Origin of the sequence: Rhodanobacter sp. Root179 (assembly GCF_001428465.1) — a bacterium.
Classification (GTDB): domain Bacteria; phylum Pseudomonadota; class Gammaproteobacteria; order Xanthomonadales; family Rhodanobacteraceae; genus Rhodanobacter.
Genome location: NZ_LMHR01000084.1, coordinates 1 through 18,630 on the forward strand (window position 1 = coordinate 1; position 18,630 = coordinate 18,630).

The window sequence follows — 18,630 nt, forward strand, 5'->3', positions numbered from 1 at the left end:
GCGGGGTGGCCTCTCTTTGGGCCACGTTTCTCTGGCCACACAGAGAAAGGTGGCTCGGCTGCCGTAGGCAGACGAAAGCTTTTCGCTCTGATGCACAGCAATAGGCAAAAGCGCATCGCGCACAGGATGCGCTCCTATCAGAGCAGGCACGCGACGCAGCACCTTAGGAGAGCCGTCAGGCAGTGCCAGCCCCTACGATAAGTAGCTCGGCCGCCGAGGGGGACGAAAACTTTTGCTCTGCACGCACCAGAAGCAACAGGCGCTCAGCGCCGACACAACCGCTCAGCGCGCGCCGATCACCACCGGCTCAGGTTCCAGCTGCACGCCGAACCTGGCGTGCACGCCGTGCATCACCTGCTGCGCCAGCGCCCACAGTTGGGGTCCGGTGGCGTGGCCGTGGTTGACAAGCACCAGCGCGTGCCGGTTCGAGATGCCGGCATCGCCTTCGCGGAAACCCTTGAAGCCGGCGGCTTCGATCAGCCACGCGGCGGAAAGCTTGCTGCGGCCATCCGCTTGCGGCCAGGCGGCCAGTTCGGGATGCTCGCGTTTCAGCGCATCGGCCAGCGCGGCGTCGACGATGGGGTTCTTGAAGAAGCTGCCGGCGTTGCCGATCACGGCCGGATCGGGCAGTTTTTTCGTGCGCAGGTGCACGACGGCTTCGGCGACGTGGAAAGGTGCGGGCTTGTCGATGCCCATCCGCGCCAGCTGCTCGTCGATGCCGGCGTAGTCGGTGCGCAGTGCGCGGTGGCGGGGCAGCACGAAGCGCACGGCGGTGACGATGTAGCGACCTGGCTCGTGCTTGAACAGTGAGTCGCGATAGGCGAATGCGCAGGTGGCGTGGTCCAGCGTCACCACGCGGTGCTCGCGGGTATCCCACGCTTCCACACTTTCGACGAATTCGGCCACTTCGCAGCCGTAGGCGCCGATGTTCTGGATCGGCGCGGCGCCCACGGTGCCGGGGATCAGGATCAGGTTTTCCAGGCCGGCGTAGCCCTGGCCCAGCGTCCAGCGCACGAAGTCGTCCCAGCGTTCGCCCGCGGCCACCGCGATGCGTGCACTGTCGCCGCCGCTTTCCACCTGCACGCCGCGGGTTTCCATCGCCAGCACGGTGCCGTCGAAATCGCCGGTGAACAGCATGTTGCTGCCCTCGCCCAACACCAGCAGGCGGCCGTTGCGCACGGCGGGAAAGTCGAGCAGTTCGGGCAGCTTGCTGGCGTCGCGGATTTCCGCCAGCAACGTGGCGCGCGCATCGACGCGCAGCGTGTTGCGGTTCACCAGCGAGGCGTTTTCTATCAGCGTGTAACCACCCATGTCGGTGCGCTCAGACGGCATGGGCGGCCTCGCGCTGGCGACGGATTTCGTTGACGCATTCGCCGACCAGGTGCGGGCCGCGATAGACCAGGCCCGAGTAGACCTGCACCAGCGAGGCGCCGGCGTCGAGTTTCTCGGCCGCGTCGCTGCCTTCGAGGATGCCGCCCACGCCAATCAGCGCAATGCGTCCCTGCAGGCGCTTGTGCATGCCGGCGAGTACCGCGGTGGACCGCGCGAACAGCGGCTTGCCGGACAGGCCACCCGCCTCGCCGCCGCGCGGGTCGTCCGCCACCGACTCGTGATCGATCGTGGTGTTGCTGCAGATCACCCCGTCGATGCCGGTGCGCAGCAGCACCTCGGCGATGGCGTCCAGCTCCGCTTCGGAAAGATCCGGGGCGATCTTCAGCAGCATCGGCTTGCGCTTGCCGGCTTGCGAGCCCAGCCGCTCCTGCGCCGCCCGCAGCACGGAAATGAACTTGTACAGCGTGGCTTCCTGCTGCAGGTCGCGCAATCCGGCCGTGTTCGGCGAGGAGATGTTCACCGTGACGTAGCTGGCGTGTTCGTAGACCTTGTGCAGGCAGGTCAGGTAATCGTTGACCGCCTTCTCGTTCGCCGTGTTCTTGTTCTTGCCGATGTTGATGCCGAGCACGCCGTGGTAGCTGGACTGCTGCACGTTGCGCACCAGCGCATCGACGCCGCCATTGTTGAAGCCGAGCCGGTTGATGATCGCCTCGTGCCCTGGCAGGCGGAACATGCGGGGCTTGTCGTTGCCCGGCTGCGGCAGCGGCGTGACCGTGCCGACTTCGATGAAGCCGAAGCCCAGCGCATCGAGCGCGTCCAGGTACTCGGCGTTCTTGTCCAGGCCGGCCGCCAGGCCGACCGGGTTCGGAAAGGTGATGCCGAACACCGTGGTGGGCAGGTCCGCCGGCGGCTTGGCGATCCAGCGGGCGAAGCCGCTGCGCTGGGCCACGCCCAGCCCGTACAGGGTGAGGTGATGCGCCTTCTCGGCGTCGAGCTGGAACAGCAGCGGGCGCAGGATGTCGTACATGGATCAGACCGGTTGGCCCGCGAAGATGCGGGTGTCGTAATCGAAGCTTACCGTGCCGTCTTCGGCGCAGTTGTCGAACAGTTCGCGCAGCGCCTGCAGCATCGGTTCATGCCGCGGATGCCCCGCCTGCGGCGCATACGAGGACGACATCAGGCGCCCGCGCAGCGCGTCGAAGTCCAGCCGCTGGCCGTGCCCGAAGCTGGCGCTGCCGCGATAGCCGGCGCCGAACCAGACGCGCATGTGTGCATCGTCGGCGTAACGCTCGGCCACGCTGGTGTAGTCGGTGCCGAAGCGCAGCAGCAAGGCCTCGTAGCCCTCGAGGAAGCGCGTGCCGGTGAGCCGGCGCGAATTCCACCAGATCGCCACCAGCCCTTGCGGACGCAGGATGCGCGCGAACTCGCGCCGTGCCGCCGCCTCGTCGAACCAGTGGAACGCCTGCGCCACGGTGACCAGATCCACGCTGGCATCGGCCAGCTTGGTGGCGTCGGCGCGGCCGTCGACGGCATCGAAGCCGTCGTACCCGCGCAGCCATTGTTCGGCGGCGGCGCGCATCGGCGCATTCGGCTCCACCGCCGTCACACGGTAACCCGCATCGAGGAACATCTTCGAGGAGATGCCGGTGCCCGCACCCACGTCGGCCACGCGCCAGTGGCGGTCCGCGCCCTGCTCGCGCTGCAGCCAGTCGAGCAGCGCCACGGGATAGTCGGGGCGATAGCGCACGTAGTCGTCGACGCGATCGCTGAAGCGCGTGGTGGACTGGAAGTCAGCCACTGAGCATCTGCCCGCCGTCGACGACCAGGGTCTGGCCGGTGATCCAGCCCGCGAACGGCGAAGCGAGGAACAGCGCGGCGTGGGCGATTTCCTCCGGCGTGCCGAAGCGGCCGAACGGAATCTTCGCCAGCGTGGCGCGGTACAACTCCGGCTGCTCCACCCGGCGCCGCTCCCACAGGCCATCGGCGAACGCGATCGAGCCGGGCGCGATCGCGTTGACGCGGATGCGCTCGCCGGCCAGCGCCAGCGCCTGCGAGGTGGTGTACTGGCTCAGCGCCGCCTTCACCGCGGCATAGGCCGCGCCGTTCGCACGCGGACGGAAGGCCGCGATCGAACTGGTGTGCAGGATGCAGCCGTGGGCCGACGCCTTGAGATGCGGCAGCGCCGCGCGCGAGGCGCGCACCGCGGCCATCAGGTCGACGTTGAAGCCGGCCAGCCAGCTCTCGTCGCCTTCGTCGAAGCCGTAACCGCTGGCGTTGTTGACCAGCACGTCGATGCCGCCGAGCGCGTCGGCGGCATTCGCCACATAAGCTTCGATCGCCTTCGCGTCGGCCAGGTCACAGCCTTGCGCGTGCGCGACCACGCCGTGGGCCGCGATGGCCTGGCGAGTTTCCTCGAGAGCTGTTGCGCCACGGGCGCAGATGGAGACTCCGGCGCCAGCGGCGGCAAAACCCAGCGCGATGCTGCGGCCGATGCCACGGCTGCCACCGGCCACGACGACGCGATAGCCGCGGAAATCGAACGGAGCCGGCAGCGCCTTGTTCATGCGCCGTCAGTGCCAGCCGGCAAACGCGAAACCGAAGATCAGCACCGCCATCAGCAGGAAGATGCCCAGCACGCACAAGGCCAGCTGGACGTAGCCGAGCACCAGCCCGGCCACCGCCATGCCGTCACCTTCCATGCGGTTGTCGATCGGGCTGCGGCGGATCTCGCCGCGTGCCAGGTGACCGCAGACGATCGCCACCAGCGCACCGATGAACGGCAGCAAGATCCACGTCAGGATGCCGAACACCAGGCTCACCACCGCCAGCGAACTGGTCGTGTTGCCCGGGCGATAAGACGGTTGATAGCTCATCGTTCGCTCACTCGTGAGGGAGGTGGCACAACGCCTTCGTGCATCGGACGGCCACGGACGGCGAACGCCCGTGGCCGACTTTCGTCACACCGTGAACTTGATGCCCTGCGCCAGCGGCAGCGCGTCGGAGTAGTTGATGGTGTTGGTCTGCCGGCGCATGTAGACCTTCCACGCGTCCGAACCGGACTCACGGCCGCCGCCGGTTTCCTTCTCGCCGCCGAACGCGCCGCCGATCTCCGCACCCGAGGTGCCGATGTTGACGTTGGCGATGCCGCAGTCCGAACCGGCCGCCGACAGGAACTGCTCGCCCGCGCGCAGGTTGTTGGTGAAGATCGACGACGACAGGCCCTGCGGCACGTCGTTCTGCATGTCGATGGCTTCGTCCAGCGTCTTGAACGGCATCACGTAGAGGATCGGCGCGAACGTCTCGGTCTGCACCACGTCGTCGGAATTCTTCACGCCGGTGACGATGGTCGGCAGCACGAAGTTGCCCTTGCGGTCGGTCAGCGCCTTGCCGCCGGTGCGCACGGTGCCGCCGGCGGCCTTGGCGTTCTCCACGGCCTTCAGGTAGCCCTGAACCGCTTCCTGGCTGTTCAGCGGACCCATCAGCGTGGTGGCCAGGGTCGGATCGCCGATCTTGCCTTCGACCTGCTGGTAGGCCTTGACCAGGGTGTCGAGCACGCCGTCGAAGATCGACTCGTGCACGAACAGGCGGCGCGTGGTGGTGCAGCGCTGGCCGGCGGTGCCGACGGCGCCGAACACGATGCCCGGGATCGCCAGCTTCAGGTCGGCGCTTTCATCGAGGATGATCGCGTTGTTGCCGCCCAGTTCCAGCAACGAGCGGCCCATGCGCTGCGCGACGCGCTCGCCGACCATGCGGCCGACCTTGGTCGAGCCGGTGAAGCTGATCAGCGGGATGCGCTTGTCGTCGACGAAGGCCTGCGCCAGGTCGCTGCCGGCATCGTTGAACAGGAAGAACAGGTCGGGGAAGCCGGCGTCCTTCAGCGCCTCGTTGCAGATCTTCATCGTGGCGATCGCCGACAGCGGCGTCTTCGGCGACGGCTTCCAGATGCAGATGTCGCCGGCGATGGTGGCCAGCATCGCGTTCCACGCCCACACCGCGACCGGGAAGTTGAACGCGCTGATGATGCCGACCAGGCCCAGCGGATGGTACTGGTCGTACATGCGATGACCCGGTCGTTCCGAATGCATGGTCGAGCCGTACATCATGCGGCTCTGGCCCACCGCGAAGTCGGCGATGTCGATCATCTCCTGCACTTCGCCGTCGCCCTCGGGCTTGATCTTGCCCATCTCCAGCGCAACCAGCGAACCGAGCGCGTCCTTGTGCTTGCGCAGCGCTTCGCCGCACAGGCGCACCGCTTCGCCACGCTGCGGCGCGGGCGTGGTGCGCCACACCTTGAACGCGGCCTTGGCGCGCTGGACGATCACTTCATAATCGGCGGCGCTGGACGCATGCACGGTGCCGAGCACTTCGCCGGTAGCCGGGTTCACCGGCTGCAACGCGCCGGCGTCGGTGGTCTTCGACCACTCGCCCTGGCCGAGGTAGCTGCCGGACTGCTCGCCGTCGAGGCCGAGCGCGCTGAGGATTGCATGGGACATGGATGTCTCCTGGACATGCGGCGCCTGCCGGCACCGTGGATGAAATCGGTAATTCGCCATTCTAGCAGGGGCAACCACCTTGCTCCCTCCCTCTGGCGGCAGGGGAGCAGCAGAACCGCGCGATCCATGCGAAAATCCCGGCGCTGCCCTCGTAGCTCAGTTGGATAGAGCGGCCCCCTCCTAAGGGGCAGGTCGGACGTTCGAATCGTCTCGAGGGCACCATTTTCCCAGCACGAAGGCCGGCATCGCCGGCCTTCGTGCTTTCCGGCTCAGGAACTGCACGACAGCATCGAGCAACCGGCCTTGTGCCGCGCCCAGTCCGGGCGCTTTTGCGCGAACGCCTCGCGGCCGGGCTGGTCGTCGTACGGGTGGCGCAACACGTCGAGCAGCTCGGTGATGCCGTCGAGGTCGCCCTGCCCGGCCCGGTCGATCGCCTGCTGCGCCAGGTAATTGCGCAACACGTAACGGGGGTTGGCCAGGCGCATCTGCTCGCGACGCTGTCCCGCCGGCAACGGATCGTCGGCCAGCCGCGCCGCGTAGCGGCGCAGCCAGTCGTCGAGCGCCGGCTCGGCCTCGCGACGTTTCGCTTCGTCGTAGAAAGCCGCGGCGAATGGCGCCAGCGTGGGCGCCCGCGTGTCAAGGTCAGCCAGTGCGCGAAACCACAGCGTCATGTCGATCTCGGCCTGCTGCATAAGGCCCTGCAACGACTGCATCAGGGCCACGTCGTCATCGCGGCATTCGGCGAAGCCGAGTTTCGCGGCGATATTCGCCCGATCGGCAGCGCCATGGGCGGCCGCGTAGCGATCCAGTCCCGCCTGCAGCGGCGCCACGTCGGCAAACAGCGGCGCCAGCGCGCCGGCCAGCCGGCTCAGGTTCCACCAGGCCACGTCCGGCTGCTGGCCGAAGCGGTAACGGCGACGCTGCGCGTCGGTGGTGTTCGGCGTCCAGTCCGGGTCGTAGTTGTCGATCCAGCCGTACGGACCGTAGTCGATGGTGAGGCCCAGGATCGACATGTTGTCGGTGTTCATCACGCCATGCACGAAGCCCACCCGCATCCAGTGCGCAATCATCGCGGCGGTGCGCTCGCAGACCTGGGCAAACCACTCCGCGTACAGCGCCTCGCCTTGCCCCTGCAGTTCGGGGAAATCACGCCGGATGGCGAAGTCGACCAGTTGCCGCAGCAGACCGATGTCGCCGCGCGACGCCGGCAGTTCGAAGTTGCCGAAGCGGAGGAACGAAGGCGCCGCGCGGCAGACGATGGCGCCCGGCTCGGTGGCCGCGTTGCCGTCGTAGAACATGTCGCGCAGCACCGGCTCGCCGGTGCCGACCAGGCTAAGCGCCCGCGTGGTCGGCACGCCCAGGTGGTGCATCGCCTCGCTGCACAGGAATTCGCGTACTGACGAGCGCAGCACCGCGCGGCCATCCGCGCCGCGCGAGTACGGCGTCAGGCCCGCGCCTTTCAGCTGCAACTCCCAGCGCTCGCCGCCGGCATTGATCACTTCGCCCAGCGAGATCGCCCGGCCATCGCCCAACTGCCCGGCCCAGTGGCCGAACTGGTGGCCGCCGTAGTTCGCCGCGTACGGCTGCATGCCGTCGAGCAGGGCATTGCCGCCGAACAGTTGCGCAAATTCCGGCGCAGCGACCTCGGCTTCGCTGAAGCCCAGCGTGGCGGCCATCTCCGCCGAATGCGCCAGCAGCCGCGGCGCAGCCACGGGCGTGGGATCGATCCGCGAATACAGCGCGCCTTCGACCTGGCGCGGGCCCGCGCCCTGCTGCGGATCACCGGGCAGGTCACGGACGAAGGCGTTGTCGAAGCGCAGCTGGAACATGCTGATGGTGACCGCGGGAGGTGCTGCCTATATCCGGGCGACTACCCCGCGATGCAAGGCGCTCGCCTGCGACCGGAGGAACCTAGCGCGCCACCGGCCCCTGCCTGGCCGACTTGCGATGCTGCGCCTTCAGCCGGTCGTAGACGGTCAGCACGGCCGTGCCGTAACCCCTGGCCAGGCTGGGCGTGCGGCTGTGGTAATAGCCCACGCCCATCACGCGATCGCGGGTGCGGCGCATGCCGTCGCGGAGGATTTTTGCCCCGACGGTGATGTTGGTGCGCGGATCGAGCAGGGTCAGCGGGTCGCGCACCGCGTCGCGGTGCATCGGGTAATAGACCTGCATGATGCCCACGTCCTGCACCGCCGAACCGAACTGGCTGGCCGCGGCCATCTGCAGTTGCACGTGCTGGCGATCGCCCCGCACCAGATGGTCGTCGACGCGGAACAGCCACGGCGTCGGCGCCACCCGGCCGTCCGGATACAGCGACTTCGATTCCACCAGCGCCACGCTGTACAGCAACAGCGGGTCGATGCCGTAGGTCTTGCCCACCTGGGCCCACAGGCTGTGGCGCGAACGGATGTCCAGGTCGGGCTCGGCGATCGGCATCATCAGGTCCATCGTGCTGACTTCGCTGAGCAGGCGGTCGGCGGACGGCGCGGGAGGCGTCCGCTGTTCCGCGGCATACGGCAGAATCGCCGGAGCCGCCGCTGGAGCGGCCACCTCCCTGCGTGGCACGGCCGTGACCAGGGCTGGCGCTCCGGGCGCCGGTTGCGCCGTCATCGCGGGAGCCGTCGCATGCCCGGGATGGCGCCCGCCGCCAAAGCCGATCGCTGTCGCAAGACACGCCGCGGCCAGGATCGCCGGTGCAAGGTAGCGCGGCACCGATGGCAGATAGACATTGACCAGGGCCGGCACGCGCGCCGCGAAGTGACGCCAGGCGGCGAACGCTGCCGTCCATCGTCCACGATGGCCTGGCACCTCGCGTGGCGTCGATTCGCGGCGCCGACGCACCAGCGCATGCCGCGCCGGCGCGGGCGTGGCAGGCCTGGCCCGGGGATCGGGGCGGCGCTGGGGTCCGCGGAAACGACTGGCCGTCGGCGCGCACGCGGTCGCCGCCGCGGCGCGCGCCACGGCGGGGCGAGGAGCTTCCGGCTTTTCGCCGGGTGCCAGGTGGGTCGCACCTGTCATCCGGCCGCTCGAACCATCCACGAATCCATCCTCACCATGCGACCGGGCAACGCCGCGTTCAGCGGTGGCCGGCGAAGGGAAACCATCACCCAAGCAAGCCGCGTGCCCGGAATGCGTCGGACATCATCGCACGTCACCTGCGCGCCGCAGCCAGTCCGTGCCGGTGGCCCGCCCGCAACGGCTATAGTCGGGCTCGTCCCCGAACCGGAAATCGCATGATCCCGTCCCCCGCCAACGACCTGAACGCCGACGCCCTGCCCGGGGACGCGCCCTACCTGGCGGCCACCACGCGCTGGCTGGAACGGGCGGTGATCGGGCTGAACCTGTGTCCGTTCGCCCGCGCGCCCCACGTGCAGGGCAAGCTGCGCTTGCGGGTGAGCCAGGCGCGCGATACCGACGCGCTGCTGGACGACCTCTGCGGCGAGCTGCAGTCGCTCAACGCGCTGACGCCGGAGGAATGCGAGACCGGCCTGCTGATCCATCCGTTCGTGCTGGGCGATTTCCTCGACTACAACGACTTTCTCGACGTGGCCGATGCGGCCGTGCAGACGCTGGGACTGGAAGGCGAATGGCAGGTGGCCAGCTTCCACCCGCAGTACCAGTTCGCCGACAGCGACGCGGACGACGTGGAGAACTTCAGCAACCGCTCACCCTTCCCCACCCTGCACCTGTTGCGCGAAGCCAGCGTCGAACGCGCGATGGAACAGATGAGCGACACCGACGCGATCTATCGCCGCAACCAGGAAACCCTGCGCCGGCTGGGTGCGGATGGCTGGCAGGCGTTGTGGGACGACAAGGCGGACTGATCGTCGCCTCAACATCCTGTTCATCGCGGCAGTGCCAAGCTGGCGCATGAATCCCTCCCGCGCACAGCCCGTCGACCGTTACGCCGAAAGCATCGACCCCGGCGTCCACTGCAATACCTGCGAAGCCGTGTGCTGCCGCCTCACCGTGGTGCTGATGCCCGACGACCACGTGCCCACGTGGCTGATCGATCGCGACGAACACGGCATGGAAACCCTGGCCAAGGGCGAGGACGGCTGGTGCGCGGCGGTCGATCCGAACACTTCGGGCTGCACCATCTATGACGAACGCCCGGGCATCTGCCGCAAGTTCGCGATGGGCAGCCCCAGCTGCCGCGACGAGCGGCACAAGTGGTTCGGCGCCACGATCCCTACCGCGGTGCACATGCTGTAGGTGCTAGGGCGCGAAGATCAGCGCGACCTCGTCGGCATCCAGCGCACGCCATTCGCCCAGCGGCAGCTCGCCCAACGCGAGCCTGCCCACCGAGATCCGCTGCAGGGTCTCGACATGGTTGCCGGTGGCGGCAAACATCCGCCGCACCTGGTGGTAGCGGCCCTCGGTGACGCTGAGTCGGGCATGGCGCGGGCCCAGCACTTCAAGATTCGCCGGCGCCAGCGGCTCCTTCTCCGATTCCAGCATCAGGCTGCCGCTGGCGAACAGCGCGCCTTCGTCGCCGCGCAGATCCTGCGCCAGCGTCGCCTCGTAGACCTTGGTCACCTGCGCCTTGGGCGAAATGATCCGGTGCAGCAGCGCACCGTCGTCGGTGAACAGCAGCAGGCCGGAGGTGTCCCGATCGAGCCGGCCCACGCTGGACAGCGCCGGCGAGCGCACGCTGTAGCGCGGCGGCAGCAGGTCGTAGACCACCCGTCCCGGGTCCTTGCGCGAGCAGGTGACGCCCATCGGCTTGTTCAGCATCAGCACCAGGCCGGGCGGCGGATCGAGCGGCTCGTCGTCGACGCGGATGGTCTCGTACGGCACCACGTCGTCGGCGTACAGCACTTCGCCCTCAGCATCGGTGATGCGGCCGGAACGGAACAGCGCCGTGACGTCCTTGCGGCTGCCATAGCCCAGGTTGGCGATCAGCTTGACCAGTTTCATCCCCGCACTCCCACCGCTTCGATCACCTTGAATCCTTCCTGCACGACCAGCGTGCGCACGTCATGAAAACGCGAGGCCAGCACGGCCTCGTAGGGCAGATGGCGATTGGCCACCAGCAACAGGCGGCCGTCCGGCTGCAGCGCCTCGGCCGCGCTGACAATGAACGCGCGGCCCAGCTCGGGCAGGTCGGCGCGGCCCTGGTGGAACGGCGGGTTGCTGACGATGGCGTCGTAGCGCCGCGCCAGGCCGCGGGTGACGTCATGCCAGTACACCGCCACCGCGAGTTCCCTGCCGGCTGCGCGCTTCGCCCGGGCCAGGTTGAGTCGCGCCGGCTCCAGCGCGCGCGCCTCGGCCTCGTACAGGTCGATCGCCTGCACCTGCGGGCAGCGCGCGATGACCTGCGCGGAAAGATAACCGTAGCCGCCGCCGAGATCGGCCACGCTGCCGCGCAGGTCCGCCGGCAGATGCGCGGCCAGCAGCGCCGAGGCACGATCGACGCGATCCCAGGCGAACAGGCCGGGGCGGCTGATGTAGCCGTCCATGATTTCGCGGGGCGCATCCAGCGCCAGCCATTCCGCCAGCAAGGCCTGGTCCACCGTGTCGGCAGACGGCGTGCTCCAGAACACCCGGCACTTGTGCTTGGACTGGTGCTGCACGGCGCCGGCCAGTTTCGCCAGGTCCGCCTCGCCCGACTTCGCGCCCTCGGCATTCGGCATCGCCGCCAGCAGCACGCCGCCGGCCGCCACATGCTGCAACGCGCGGGCGAACAGCGCGCGGGCTTCGTCGCGCTGGCGCGGCGGCAGCAGCAGCGTCAGTGAAAATTTCTCCCCGGCCGCCGGCTCGCCCACGCGCAGGCCGTTGCGCGCCAGTTCGTCGGCAAACGGCAGGAAGCCCTGCTCGCACAGCCAACCCGGCCGCGCCATTTCGCGCAGGCGCACGCCAGCGCGGGCGCGCAGGAACAGCACGCGACCGTCCGCCGGCAAGGACAACTCGCCGGACTCGAACGGCACGAACAGGGCCGCCAGCGCCGCATCCGGCGCGGCAGCGGAAACTCCGGCAACCGTCACGTCAACCCTCGACCATCAAAACGATGGCGGCATTGTACGTGGCGGCGCCTTGCGTCCGCGCCGATTGCCGACTCAACCGCCGCTGTGCGCGCTGACCGCATCCATCGCGCGGGCGGAATACACCAGGGCGGCACCGGCATTCATCGCCACCGCGACACCCAGTGCTTCGGCAATTTCCTCGCGACTGGCGCCATGCTTCAGCGCCTCGCCCACGTGCACCGTGATGCAGCCGTCGCAGCGGGTGGTCACCGCCACCGCCAGCGAGATCAGCTCGCGCGTCTTCGCATCCAGGTGACCGGTCTTTTCGCCGGCGCCAGACAGGGTCTGGTAGCCCTTCAGGGTATCCGGGCTCAGCTTGCCGATCTCGCCGATCCGGCCCAGCAGTTCCTTGCGGTATTGCAACCAATCCAGCATGACGGTCACCTCGTTGTCGTGGCAGCCGGGCGACCTGCCCCGCCGCAGCGCGATCATGCGCCACGGCGCGGACAAATGCCCGTCAACCCGTCAACCGGCCGCGGGTGTACGGCCCAGTCGGGCCACCCAGCGATACAGCGCCACGTTGACCGCGATGAAGGCAATTCCGCCGATCCAGATCGCCGCATTGGCGAAGCCGCCGCCGACCAGGGCCAGCGGCGCCTCCTTGCCGGAGAACACCACGATCGCGGCGATCACCACGCCGATGATGCTCTCGCCCACGATCATGCCCGAGGCCAGCAGCACGCCCAGCTGCTTGGTCGCCTCCGGATCGCGCGCGCGGTCGGCGCGCTTGTCGAAATACCAGCCGACGATCGCGCCGACCACCACCATCAGCGTGGTCGAGGTCGGCAGGTAGATGCCCAGGCCCACCGCCAGCGGCGGCAGCGAGGCGGACTTGCTGCTGCGTCCCAGCACCGCGTCGATGATGATCAGCACCACGCCGATCGCGCCGCCCAGGATGATCAGGCTCCAGTCGATGTTGCCCTGTATCACGCCCTGCGCCAGCGCGGAGATCAGTCCGGCCTGGGGCGCGGCCAGCGCGCGCGCCGGGTCGACGCCCGGCATGCCGGCGAAACCGTAGGCCTGGTTGACCAGGTCCAGCACCGGCGGGATCACCGCCGCGCCCACCAGCACGCCGGCGACCAGCGCCACCTGCTGCTTCCACGGCGTGGCGTCGACCAGCTGGCCGGTCTTCAGGTCCTGCAGGTTGTTGTTGGCGATGGTCGCCACCGAAAACACGATCGAGGTGGCGAACAGCGCGAACGCCACCAGCCCCTTGCCCGCGCTGACCGGCAGTTGCGACTGCACGCCGGCGACCAGCAACAGCGCCGCCACGATCACCACCAGGATGCCCACGCCCGACAGCGGGCTGTTGGACGATCCGATCAGGCCGGCCATGTAGCCGCACACCGCCGAAACCAGGAAACCCATCACCACCACGAACACCAGGCCGCCGGCCAGCAGCAGGCCCAGATGGTCGCCCAGGCCGGTATCGCCGGCGAAATCACCCAGCAGCCAGGCGATAGGCAGCAGGCACAGCAGGCTGACCAGGCCGACGATGCCGATCGGCATGTCCAGCTCGGTACGGGGCAGGCTGGCGCCCTGGCCGGACTTGCGCGCCCGCGACGAGGCCATCGCCGCGGCAAGTCCGCCGATCACCGGCTTGACCAGCTTGGCCAGCGTCCAGATCGCCGCCACGCCGATCGTGCCGGCGCCGATGAAGCGCACCTTGCTGCTCCACGCCGCCTGCGCCACGTCCGCCGCGGCACCGGTGACGCCAACAAGCAGCCCGGTGTAATGCGGCACCGCCCAGCCCCACGCGATCACCGCGCCGAACAACATGGCAAGGCCGACCCACAGCCCCACCAGGTGCCCGACTGCCAGCAGCGCGAAGGAAAGATTGAAGTCGTAGCCGGTCGCCGAACCGCGATCGTCGAGGCGGAAATACTGCGCCACGTTGCTGCCGAACACGCGGGTGGCCACCACGATGGCGAACAGCGCCGAGACCACCGAGCCGCCCATCACGGCGAGCAGGCCGGCGCGGCTGCTCTCTTCCGTGGTGGATTCAGAATCGTCGCCGCCGCCCACCTTCAGCACTTCGGCGCAGGCCACGCCTTCCGGATACGGCAGGTCGGAATCGGTGACCAGCGCGCGGCGCAGCGGGATCGTGTACATCACGCCCAGGATGCCGCCAGTGGCGCAGATGCCGAAGGTGATCCAGAACGGGAAGCCGGTCCACCAGCCGACCATGACCAGACCGGGCAGCACGAAGATGATCGCCGACAAGGTGCCCGCCGACGAGGCGATCGTCTGCACGATGTTGTTTTCCTGGATGGTCGAGTTCCTGAAGTTGCGCAGGATCGCCATCGAGATCACCGCCGCCGGAATCGAGGTGGCGAAGGTCAGGCCGGCCTTGAGCCCGAAGAACACATTGGCCGCGGTGAACACCAGGGTGATCACGATACCGATGATCAACCCACGTACGGTCAACTCGGTGCGTGGCGCGCTGATGGAAGCTGGTTTTGCACTCACAGATGACTCTCCCCCGGATGGATGCTGCGGTGGAAGATAGCGTGGAATGGCTGCGGGTGGTTACCGATGGCGCGAAACGGCGAGCCCGCAGGTGCCGCCCGCCTATAGCGCCAGGACGCTCGCGAAGTGCCGTGGTTGTCCGGACAACGGATCGACGAACGCCAGCTCCTTCGCCAGCAATTTCAGCGGCCGAAGGTGATCGTCGGCGGCCGGCTCGGCCAGCGCCGGATACAGGGGATCGCCGCTGATCGGTGCCCCCAGCGCGGCCATGTGCAGGCGCAACTGGTGCTTCCTTCCGGTCCGCGGGAACAGCACATAACGCCAGTCACCGGCGCCCTGTTCGATCACCTCGATGCGCGTCTCGCTGTTCGCCTCGCCCGCCGCCTCGCGCATCCGGAAGAATGGCTCGCCGGCAACGATGCGCGAGCGCCGCAGGTGCGGAAACGCCAGCCCGGGCAAGGCCGGCGCCAGTGCCTCGTAACGCTTGTCGATGCGCCGCTCGCGGAACAGCGCCTGATACGCGGCGCGGCTGGCCGGGTTGGCTGAGAACAGCACCAGGCCCGCGGTGAGCCGGTCGATCCGGTGCAGCGGCACCAGCGCGGGGTTGTCCAGTTGCTGGACCAGCCGGCGCAGGAGGGTCTGTTCGACGAAGCCGCCGGCCGGCGTCACCGGCAGGAAGTGCGGCTTGTCGGCCACCACCAGGTGCTCGTCCACATGCAGCACGGTTTCGCCGAACGGGATCACCGGCTCATCCGCCACCTCGCGGTAGTAGTGGATGCGCAGCCCCGCCCGGTACGGCGTCTGCGGCGTGATCGCGCCGCCCTGCCCATCCAGCACGCGTCCGCGTTCGATGCGGTCCAGCCATTGCGCGCGGCTGATCGCGGCGAAGTGCGTACACAGCGCGTCGAGCACGGTCGCCCAGTGGCCCGGCGGCAGGTGCACCGTGCTGGCGCGGGCGTCACGGGTGAAGCTGGGCGTGGGCGACTTCATGCCCGCACAGTGTAGGTGCTGCCCGGCGCGTACAATGGTCGGCTTGTTGTCTCCAGGTACGCCCATGGCACTGAACTCCACCATCTACAAAGTCGAACTGCAGGTCAGCGACATGGACCGGCATTACTACGCCACCCATGCGCTGACCCTGGCGCGGCATCCGTCGGAAACCGAAGAGCGCCTGATGGTGCGCCTGCTCGCGTTCGCGCTGTATGCCGAGGATCGCCTGGAGTTCGGCAAGGGCATCAGCGACGAGGACGAACCGGCGCTGTGGCGCAAGGCGTATACCGACGAGATCGAGCTGTGGATCGAGGTCGGCCAGCCCGACGAGACGCGCATCCGCAAGGCCTGCGGCCGTTCGCGCCAGGTGGTGGTGATCAACTACGGCGGCAACGCGGCGGAGATCTGGTGGAACAAGAACGCCAGCGCGCTGGCCCGCAACAAGAACCTCACCGTGCTGGACATTCCCGTCGCCACGGTGGCCGAACTGGTGGCACTGCTGCAGCGTGGCATGCGCCTGCAGGCGCTGATCCAGGACGGCCAGTTGCAGTTGATGAACGATGCCGACGCGGTGGCCGTCGAGCCGTTCAAGCGCATGGTCGCCGCCGAACTGGTGAGCTGACCCGCCTGTCACGAAGCCAAAAAACGCCGGATTCCCTGCCCTGCCCTGCGGCGGAGGGTCGGGGTGGGGTCCACGTCGCCACAAGCTCTTGGACACGTAATACCCTGTCCCTTTCCATCCACCTTCCCGGAGTCACCCATGCGCTGGTTGCTGCCCCTGCTCACCGTGTTCGCCCTCGCCGCCTGCAGCACGCCGCCTCCGGCGCACGCCAGCGGCAAGGTCGACAAGCTCACCATCATCGACACCCGGGTCGGCACCGGTGCCGAGGCCAAGCCCGGCATGGACGTGCTGGTGCAGTACACCGGCTGGCTCTACGACGACAGCGCCAAGGACAAGCACGGCGCCAAGTTCGACAGCTCGTACGACCACGGCGCGCCGTTCAACTTCCCGCTGGGCGCCGGCCGCGTGATCGACGGCTGGGACCAGGGCGTGGCCGGCATGAAGGTGGGCGGCAAGCGCACCCTGCTGATTCCCGCCGAGCTCGGCTACGGCGCGCGCGGCGCCGGTGGCGACATCCCGCCGAACGCCTCGCTGGTGTTCGACGTGGAACTGGTCGACGTCAGCACGCATTGACGCCCCCACAGGCGTAGGGCGGGCACTGCCCGCCAGCTTTTTGCTTGCGTCATGCGCGGAATGAAGAGCGGCGGGCAGTGCCCGCCCTACGCCGCGAAGCTCAGTCTTCCTGTGCCGCGGCCTCGCGCCCCTGCTGGCGGATGATCGCTTCCTCGCGCGCATCGATGATCGACTGCATCACGCTGTCCACGTCGGCGATGGTCTCGTCGAACTCGAAGTGGCCGGTGAGTTCGCTGTCCGGGTGCAGTTCACCCAGTTCGTACAGAGCCCACATCTCCTCGCCATAGTGGGTGTCCAGCAGCTCCGGCGCGAAGCGCGACAGGCTGATGCTGATGTTGCCCACGTCACGCCGCAGCATGGTGCGGGCGTTGTTGTTGCCCGAGGCGCTGACCGCCTGCGGCAGGTCGATGATCACCGGGCCGTCCGGTCCCACCAGCACGTTGTATTCGGAAAGGTCGCCGTGGATCAGGCCCACGCACAGCATCCGCGCCACCTGCTGCATCAGGAAGCGGTGGTACTCGCGGGCGGTGTCGGCTGACAGTTCCACCTCGCCCAGCCGCGGCGCCGAGTAGCCCTCCGCGTCGGTGACCAGCTCCATCACCAGCACGCCGCTGAAATAGCCGTAGGGTTTGGGCACGCGCACGCCGGCGGCGGTGAGCTGGTAGAGCGCGTCGACCTCGGCATTCTTCCAGGCGGCCTCGGCCTCCTTGCGGCCGAACTTGGTGGCCTTGCCCATCGCGCGCATCTGCCGGCTGCCGCGCACCTTGCGGCCTTCCTGGTATTGCACGCGCGCCTGGAAACTGCGCTGCGCCATGTCCTTGTAGACCTTGGCGCAACGAATGTCCTCGCCCGAGCGGACGACGTAGACGGAGGCTTCCTTGCCGCTCTTCAGCGGTCGCAGCACCTGATCGATCACGCCTTCGTCGATCAGGTCCTGCAGGCCCTTGGGGGTTTTCATGCGTGGAAGAGCTTCGCGATGGGAGAACAACGCCCATTATGGCCGATTGGCGCCCCGGGACTCATGCGGCCTGCAGACGATCGCGTGCCGCGGCCGCCAGCTCGAACGAACGCCGCCGCGCCCCGTGCTCGAACACGTTGGCGGTCAGCAGCAGTTCGTCCGGCCGGTGCCGCCCGATGAAGGCGGCGATGCCCTGTTCCACCGTGGCCGCGTCGCCGACCACGGCACAGGCCAGCGCGCGCTCCACCATCAGCTTTTCCGGCGGCGTCCAGTACGCCTCGATGTCGTCGATCGGCGGCGGGATCAGCCCCGGCCGGCCACGACGCAGGTTGATGAAGCTCTGCTGCTGGGTGGTGAACAACCGGCGCGCCTCGGCATCGCTGTCGGCGGCGACCACGTTGAGGCCCAGCATCGCGTACGGCTGCTGCAGGCGGGCGGAGGGCTGGAAATCGCACCGGTACAGCGCCAGCGCCTCGTCCATCGCGTCCGGCGCGAAGTGCGAGGCAAACGCGAACGGCAGGCCGAGCTGCGCCGACAGCTTCGCGCTGAACAGGCTGGAGCCGAGCAGCCACACCGGCACCTCGACGCCCGCGCCGGGGACGGCGCGCACCTGCTGTCCGGCCACGGCGGGCTCGAAATAGGCGAGCAGTTCCAGCACATCCTGCGGAAAGCTGTCCGCGCCATCGAAGTAGCGGCGCAAGGCACGCGCGGTGGCCTGGTCCGTGCCCGGCGCACGGCCCAGCCCCAGGTCGATCCGGCCCGGGTGCAGCGAAGCCAGCGTGCCGAACGCCTCGGCCACCTGCAGCGGCGAATGGTTGGGCAGCATGATGCCGCCGGCGCCGACGCGGATGGTCGAGGTGCCCGCCGCCACGTGGCCGATCAGCACCGCCGTCGCGGCGCTGGCGATGCCGGGCATGTTGTGGTGCTCGGCCAGCCAGTAGCGGCGATAGCCCAGCTGTTCGCCCAGGCGGGCCAGGTCCAGCGTGTTGCGGAACGCCTGGCTGGCGTCGCTGCCTTCGGTCACCGGGGCCAGGTCGAGAATGGAAAACGGGATCATGTCGTGACTCATGCCAAAACGGATGACTTCGATGTGGGGACATCCGGCGCCGATTGCCAGCCGCCGATTTCCCGCGCCGAAGCCGGCCTACAATGGCCCACCCTCACCCG

At 68.4% G+C, this 18,630-nt stretch carries 19 protein-coding genes and 1 tRNA gene; 5 read left to right on the plus strand and 15 right to left on the minus strand.

The genetic code is table 11. The annotated features are described in order from the left end of the window. Positions 1 to 282: 282 nt before the first annotated feature. From murB to ASD82_RS12635, 6 genes are all read right to left on the minus strand, one after another. Positions 283 to 1,311, minus strand: a complete 1,029-nt coding sequence (gene murB, locus ASD82_RS12610; RefSeq protein ID WP_056718178.1) for a UDP-N-acetylmuramate dehydrogenase — start codon at positions 1,309 to 1,311, stop codon at positions 283 to 285. Positions 1,312 to 1,321: 10 nt separating this feature from the next. Continuing rightward, positions 1,322 to 2,359 carry a quinone-dependent dihydroorotate dehydrogenase gene (locus tag ASD82_RS12615; protein WP_056718179.1) on the minus strand — a complete coding sequence of 346 codons (1,038 nt, stop codon included), beginning with the start codon at positions 2,357 to 2,359 and terminating at the stop codon, positions 1,322 to 1,324. A 3-nt stretch (positions 2,360 to 2,362) separates the two neighbouring features. Further along, positions 2,363 to 3,130, minus strand: a complete 768-nt coding sequence (locus tag ASD82_RS12620) for a class I SAM-dependent methyltransferase (protein WP_056718180.1) — start codon at positions 3,128 to 3,130, stop codon at positions 2,363 to 2,365. Next, positions 3,123 to 3,896, minus strand: a complete 774-nt coding sequence (locus ASD82_RS12625) for an SDR family oxidoreductase (RefSeq protein ID WP_056718181.1) — start codon at positions 3,894 to 3,896, stop codon at positions 3,123 to 3,125. Before ASD82_RS12625 ends, ASD82_RS12620 begins: the two co-directional genes overlap by 8 nt. A 6-nt stretch (positions 3,897 to 3,902) precedes the next feature. Then, the gene (locus ASD82_RS12630; protein ID WP_056718182.1) at positions 3,903 to 4,205 is read right to left on the minus strand and encodes a DUF4190 domain-containing protein; all 303 of its coding nucleotides are present in this window, start codon (positions 4,203 to 4,205) and stop codon (positions 3,903 to 3,905) included. A gap of 84 nt (positions 4,206 to 4,289) precedes the next feature. Further along, positions 4,290 to 5,825, minus strand: coding sequence for an aldehyde dehydrogenase family protein (locus tag ASD82_RS12635; protein ID WP_056718183.1), 1,536 nt, complete (start codon positions 5,823 to 5,825; stop codon positions 4,290 to 4,292). A gap of 145 nt (positions 5,826 to 5,970) precedes the next feature. Here ASD82_RS12635 and ASD82_RS12640 point away from each other — a divergent pair. Then, positions 5,971 to 6,047, plus strand: a tRNA-Arg gene (locus tag ASD82_RS12640). Positions 6,048 to 6,094: 47 nt separating this feature from the next. On the opposite strand, the gene ASD82_RS12645 is transcribed toward ASD82_RS12640, so the two are convergent. Both ASD82_RS12645 and ASD82_RS18125 read right to left on the minus strand, forming a co-directional pair. Then, positions 6,095 to 7,654, minus strand: coding sequence for a YdiU family protein (locus ASD82_RS12645; RefSeq protein WP_056718184.1), 1,560 nt, complete (start codon positions 7,652 to 7,654; stop codon positions 6,095 to 6,097). A gap of 82 nt (positions 7,655 to 7,736) precedes the next feature. After that, a complete protein-coding gene (locus ASD82_RS18125) occupies positions 7,737 to 8,843 on the minus strand; it encodes a lytic transglycosylase domain-containing protein (protein WP_235580707.1) in 1,107 nt (368 codons plus the stop codon). A gap of 215 nt (positions 8,844 to 9,058) precedes the next feature. On the opposite strand from ASD82_RS18125, the gene ASD82_RS12655 reads away from it, so the two are divergent. Then, positions 9,059 to 9,649 (plus strand): DUF1415 domain-containing protein, encoded by a 591-nt coding sequence (locus ASD82_RS12655; RefSeq protein ID WP_056718185.1) that lies wholly within the window; start codon positions 9,059 to 9,061, stop codon positions 9,647 to 9,649. A gap of 46 nt (positions 9,650 to 9,695) precedes the next feature. Continuing rightward, complete coding sequence (locus tag ASD82_RS12660) at positions 9,696 to 10,040, plus strand: YkgJ family cysteine cluster protein (RefSeq protein WP_056718186.1); 345 nt, start codon at positions 9,696 to 9,698, stop codon at positions 10,038 to 10,040. 3 nt (positions 10,041 to 10,043) lie between these two features. Here ASD82_RS12660 and ASD82_RS12665 read toward each other — a convergent pair whose 3' ends face one another. From ASD82_RS12665 to ASD82_RS12685, 5 genes are all read right to left on the minus strand, one after another. Next, the gene (locus ASD82_RS12665; protein ID WP_056718187.1) at positions 10,044 to 10,745 is read right to left on the minus strand and encodes a 16S rRNA pseudouridine(516) synthase; all 702 of its coding nucleotides are present in this window, start codon (positions 10,743 to 10,745) and stop codon (positions 10,044 to 10,046) included. After that, positions 10,742 to 11,812: a methyltransferase gene (locus ASD82_RS12670; RefSeq protein ID WP_056718188.1), complete on the minus strand. Its 1,071-nt coding sequence runs from the start codon at positions 11,810 to 11,812 to the stop codon at positions 10,742 to 10,744. The genes ASD82_RS12665 and ASD82_RS12670 overlap by 4 nt, the downstream gene beginning before the upstream one ends. Positions 11,813 to 11,884: 72 nt before the next feature. After that, entirely contained in the window at positions 11,885 to 12,226 is a 342-nt protein-coding gene (locus ASD82_RS12675; RefSeq protein WP_056718272.1) for a carboxymuconolactone decarboxylase family protein, read from the minus strand. A 90-nt stretch (positions 12,227 to 12,316) separates the two neighbouring features. After that, positions 12,317 to 14,320 carry an oligopeptide transporter, OPT family gene (locus tag ASD82_RS12680; RefSeq protein WP_056718189.1) on the minus strand — a complete coding sequence of 668 codons (2,004 nt, stop codon included), beginning with the start codon at positions 14,318 to 14,320 and terminating at the stop codon, positions 12,317 to 12,319. A 102-nt stretch (positions 14,321 to 14,422) separates the two neighbouring features. Continuing rightward, positions 14,423 to 15,310 carry a pseudouridine synthase gene (locus ASD82_RS12685; protein WP_056718190.1) on the minus strand — a complete coding sequence of 296 codons (888 nt, stop codon included), beginning with the start codon at positions 15,308 to 15,310 and terminating at the stop codon, positions 14,423 to 14,425. Positions 15,311 to 15,374: 64 nt separating this feature from the next. Here ASD82_RS12685 and ASD82_RS12690 point away from each other — a divergent pair, with 64 nt between their 5' ends. Continuing rightward, a complete protein-coding gene (locus ASD82_RS12690) occupies positions 15,375 to 15,932 on the plus strand; it encodes a YaeQ family protein (RefSeq protein ID WP_056718191.1) in 558 nt (185 codons plus the stop codon). A 138-nt stretch (positions 15,933 to 16,070) separates the two neighbouring features. Next, on the plus strand, positions 16,071 to 16,505 hold the full coding sequence (locus ASD82_RS12695; protein ID WP_056718192.1) for an FKBP-type peptidyl-prolyl cis-trans isomerase: 435 nt from the start codon (positions 16,071 to 16,073) through the stop codon (positions 16,503 to 16,505). Positions 16,506 to 16,605: 100 nt separating this feature from the next. Here ASD82_RS12695 and ASD82_RS12700 read toward each other — a convergent pair whose 3' ends face one another. Together ASD82_RS12700 and ASD82_RS12705 are read right to left on the minus strand one after the other, a co-directional pair. After that, on the minus strand, positions 16,606 to 17,463 hold the full coding sequence (locus ASD82_RS12700) for a PA4780 family RIO1-like protein kinase (protein ID WP_056718193.1): 858 nt from the start codon (positions 17,461 to 17,463) through the stop codon (positions 16,606 to 16,608). Positions 17,464 to 17,524: 61 nt separating this feature from the next. Beyond that, entirely contained in the window at positions 17,525 to 18,520 is a 996-nt protein-coding gene (locus ASD82_RS12705; protein ID WP_056718194.1) for an LLM class flavin-dependent oxidoreductase, read from the minus strand. Positions 18,521 to 18,630 lie beyond the last annotated feature (110 nt).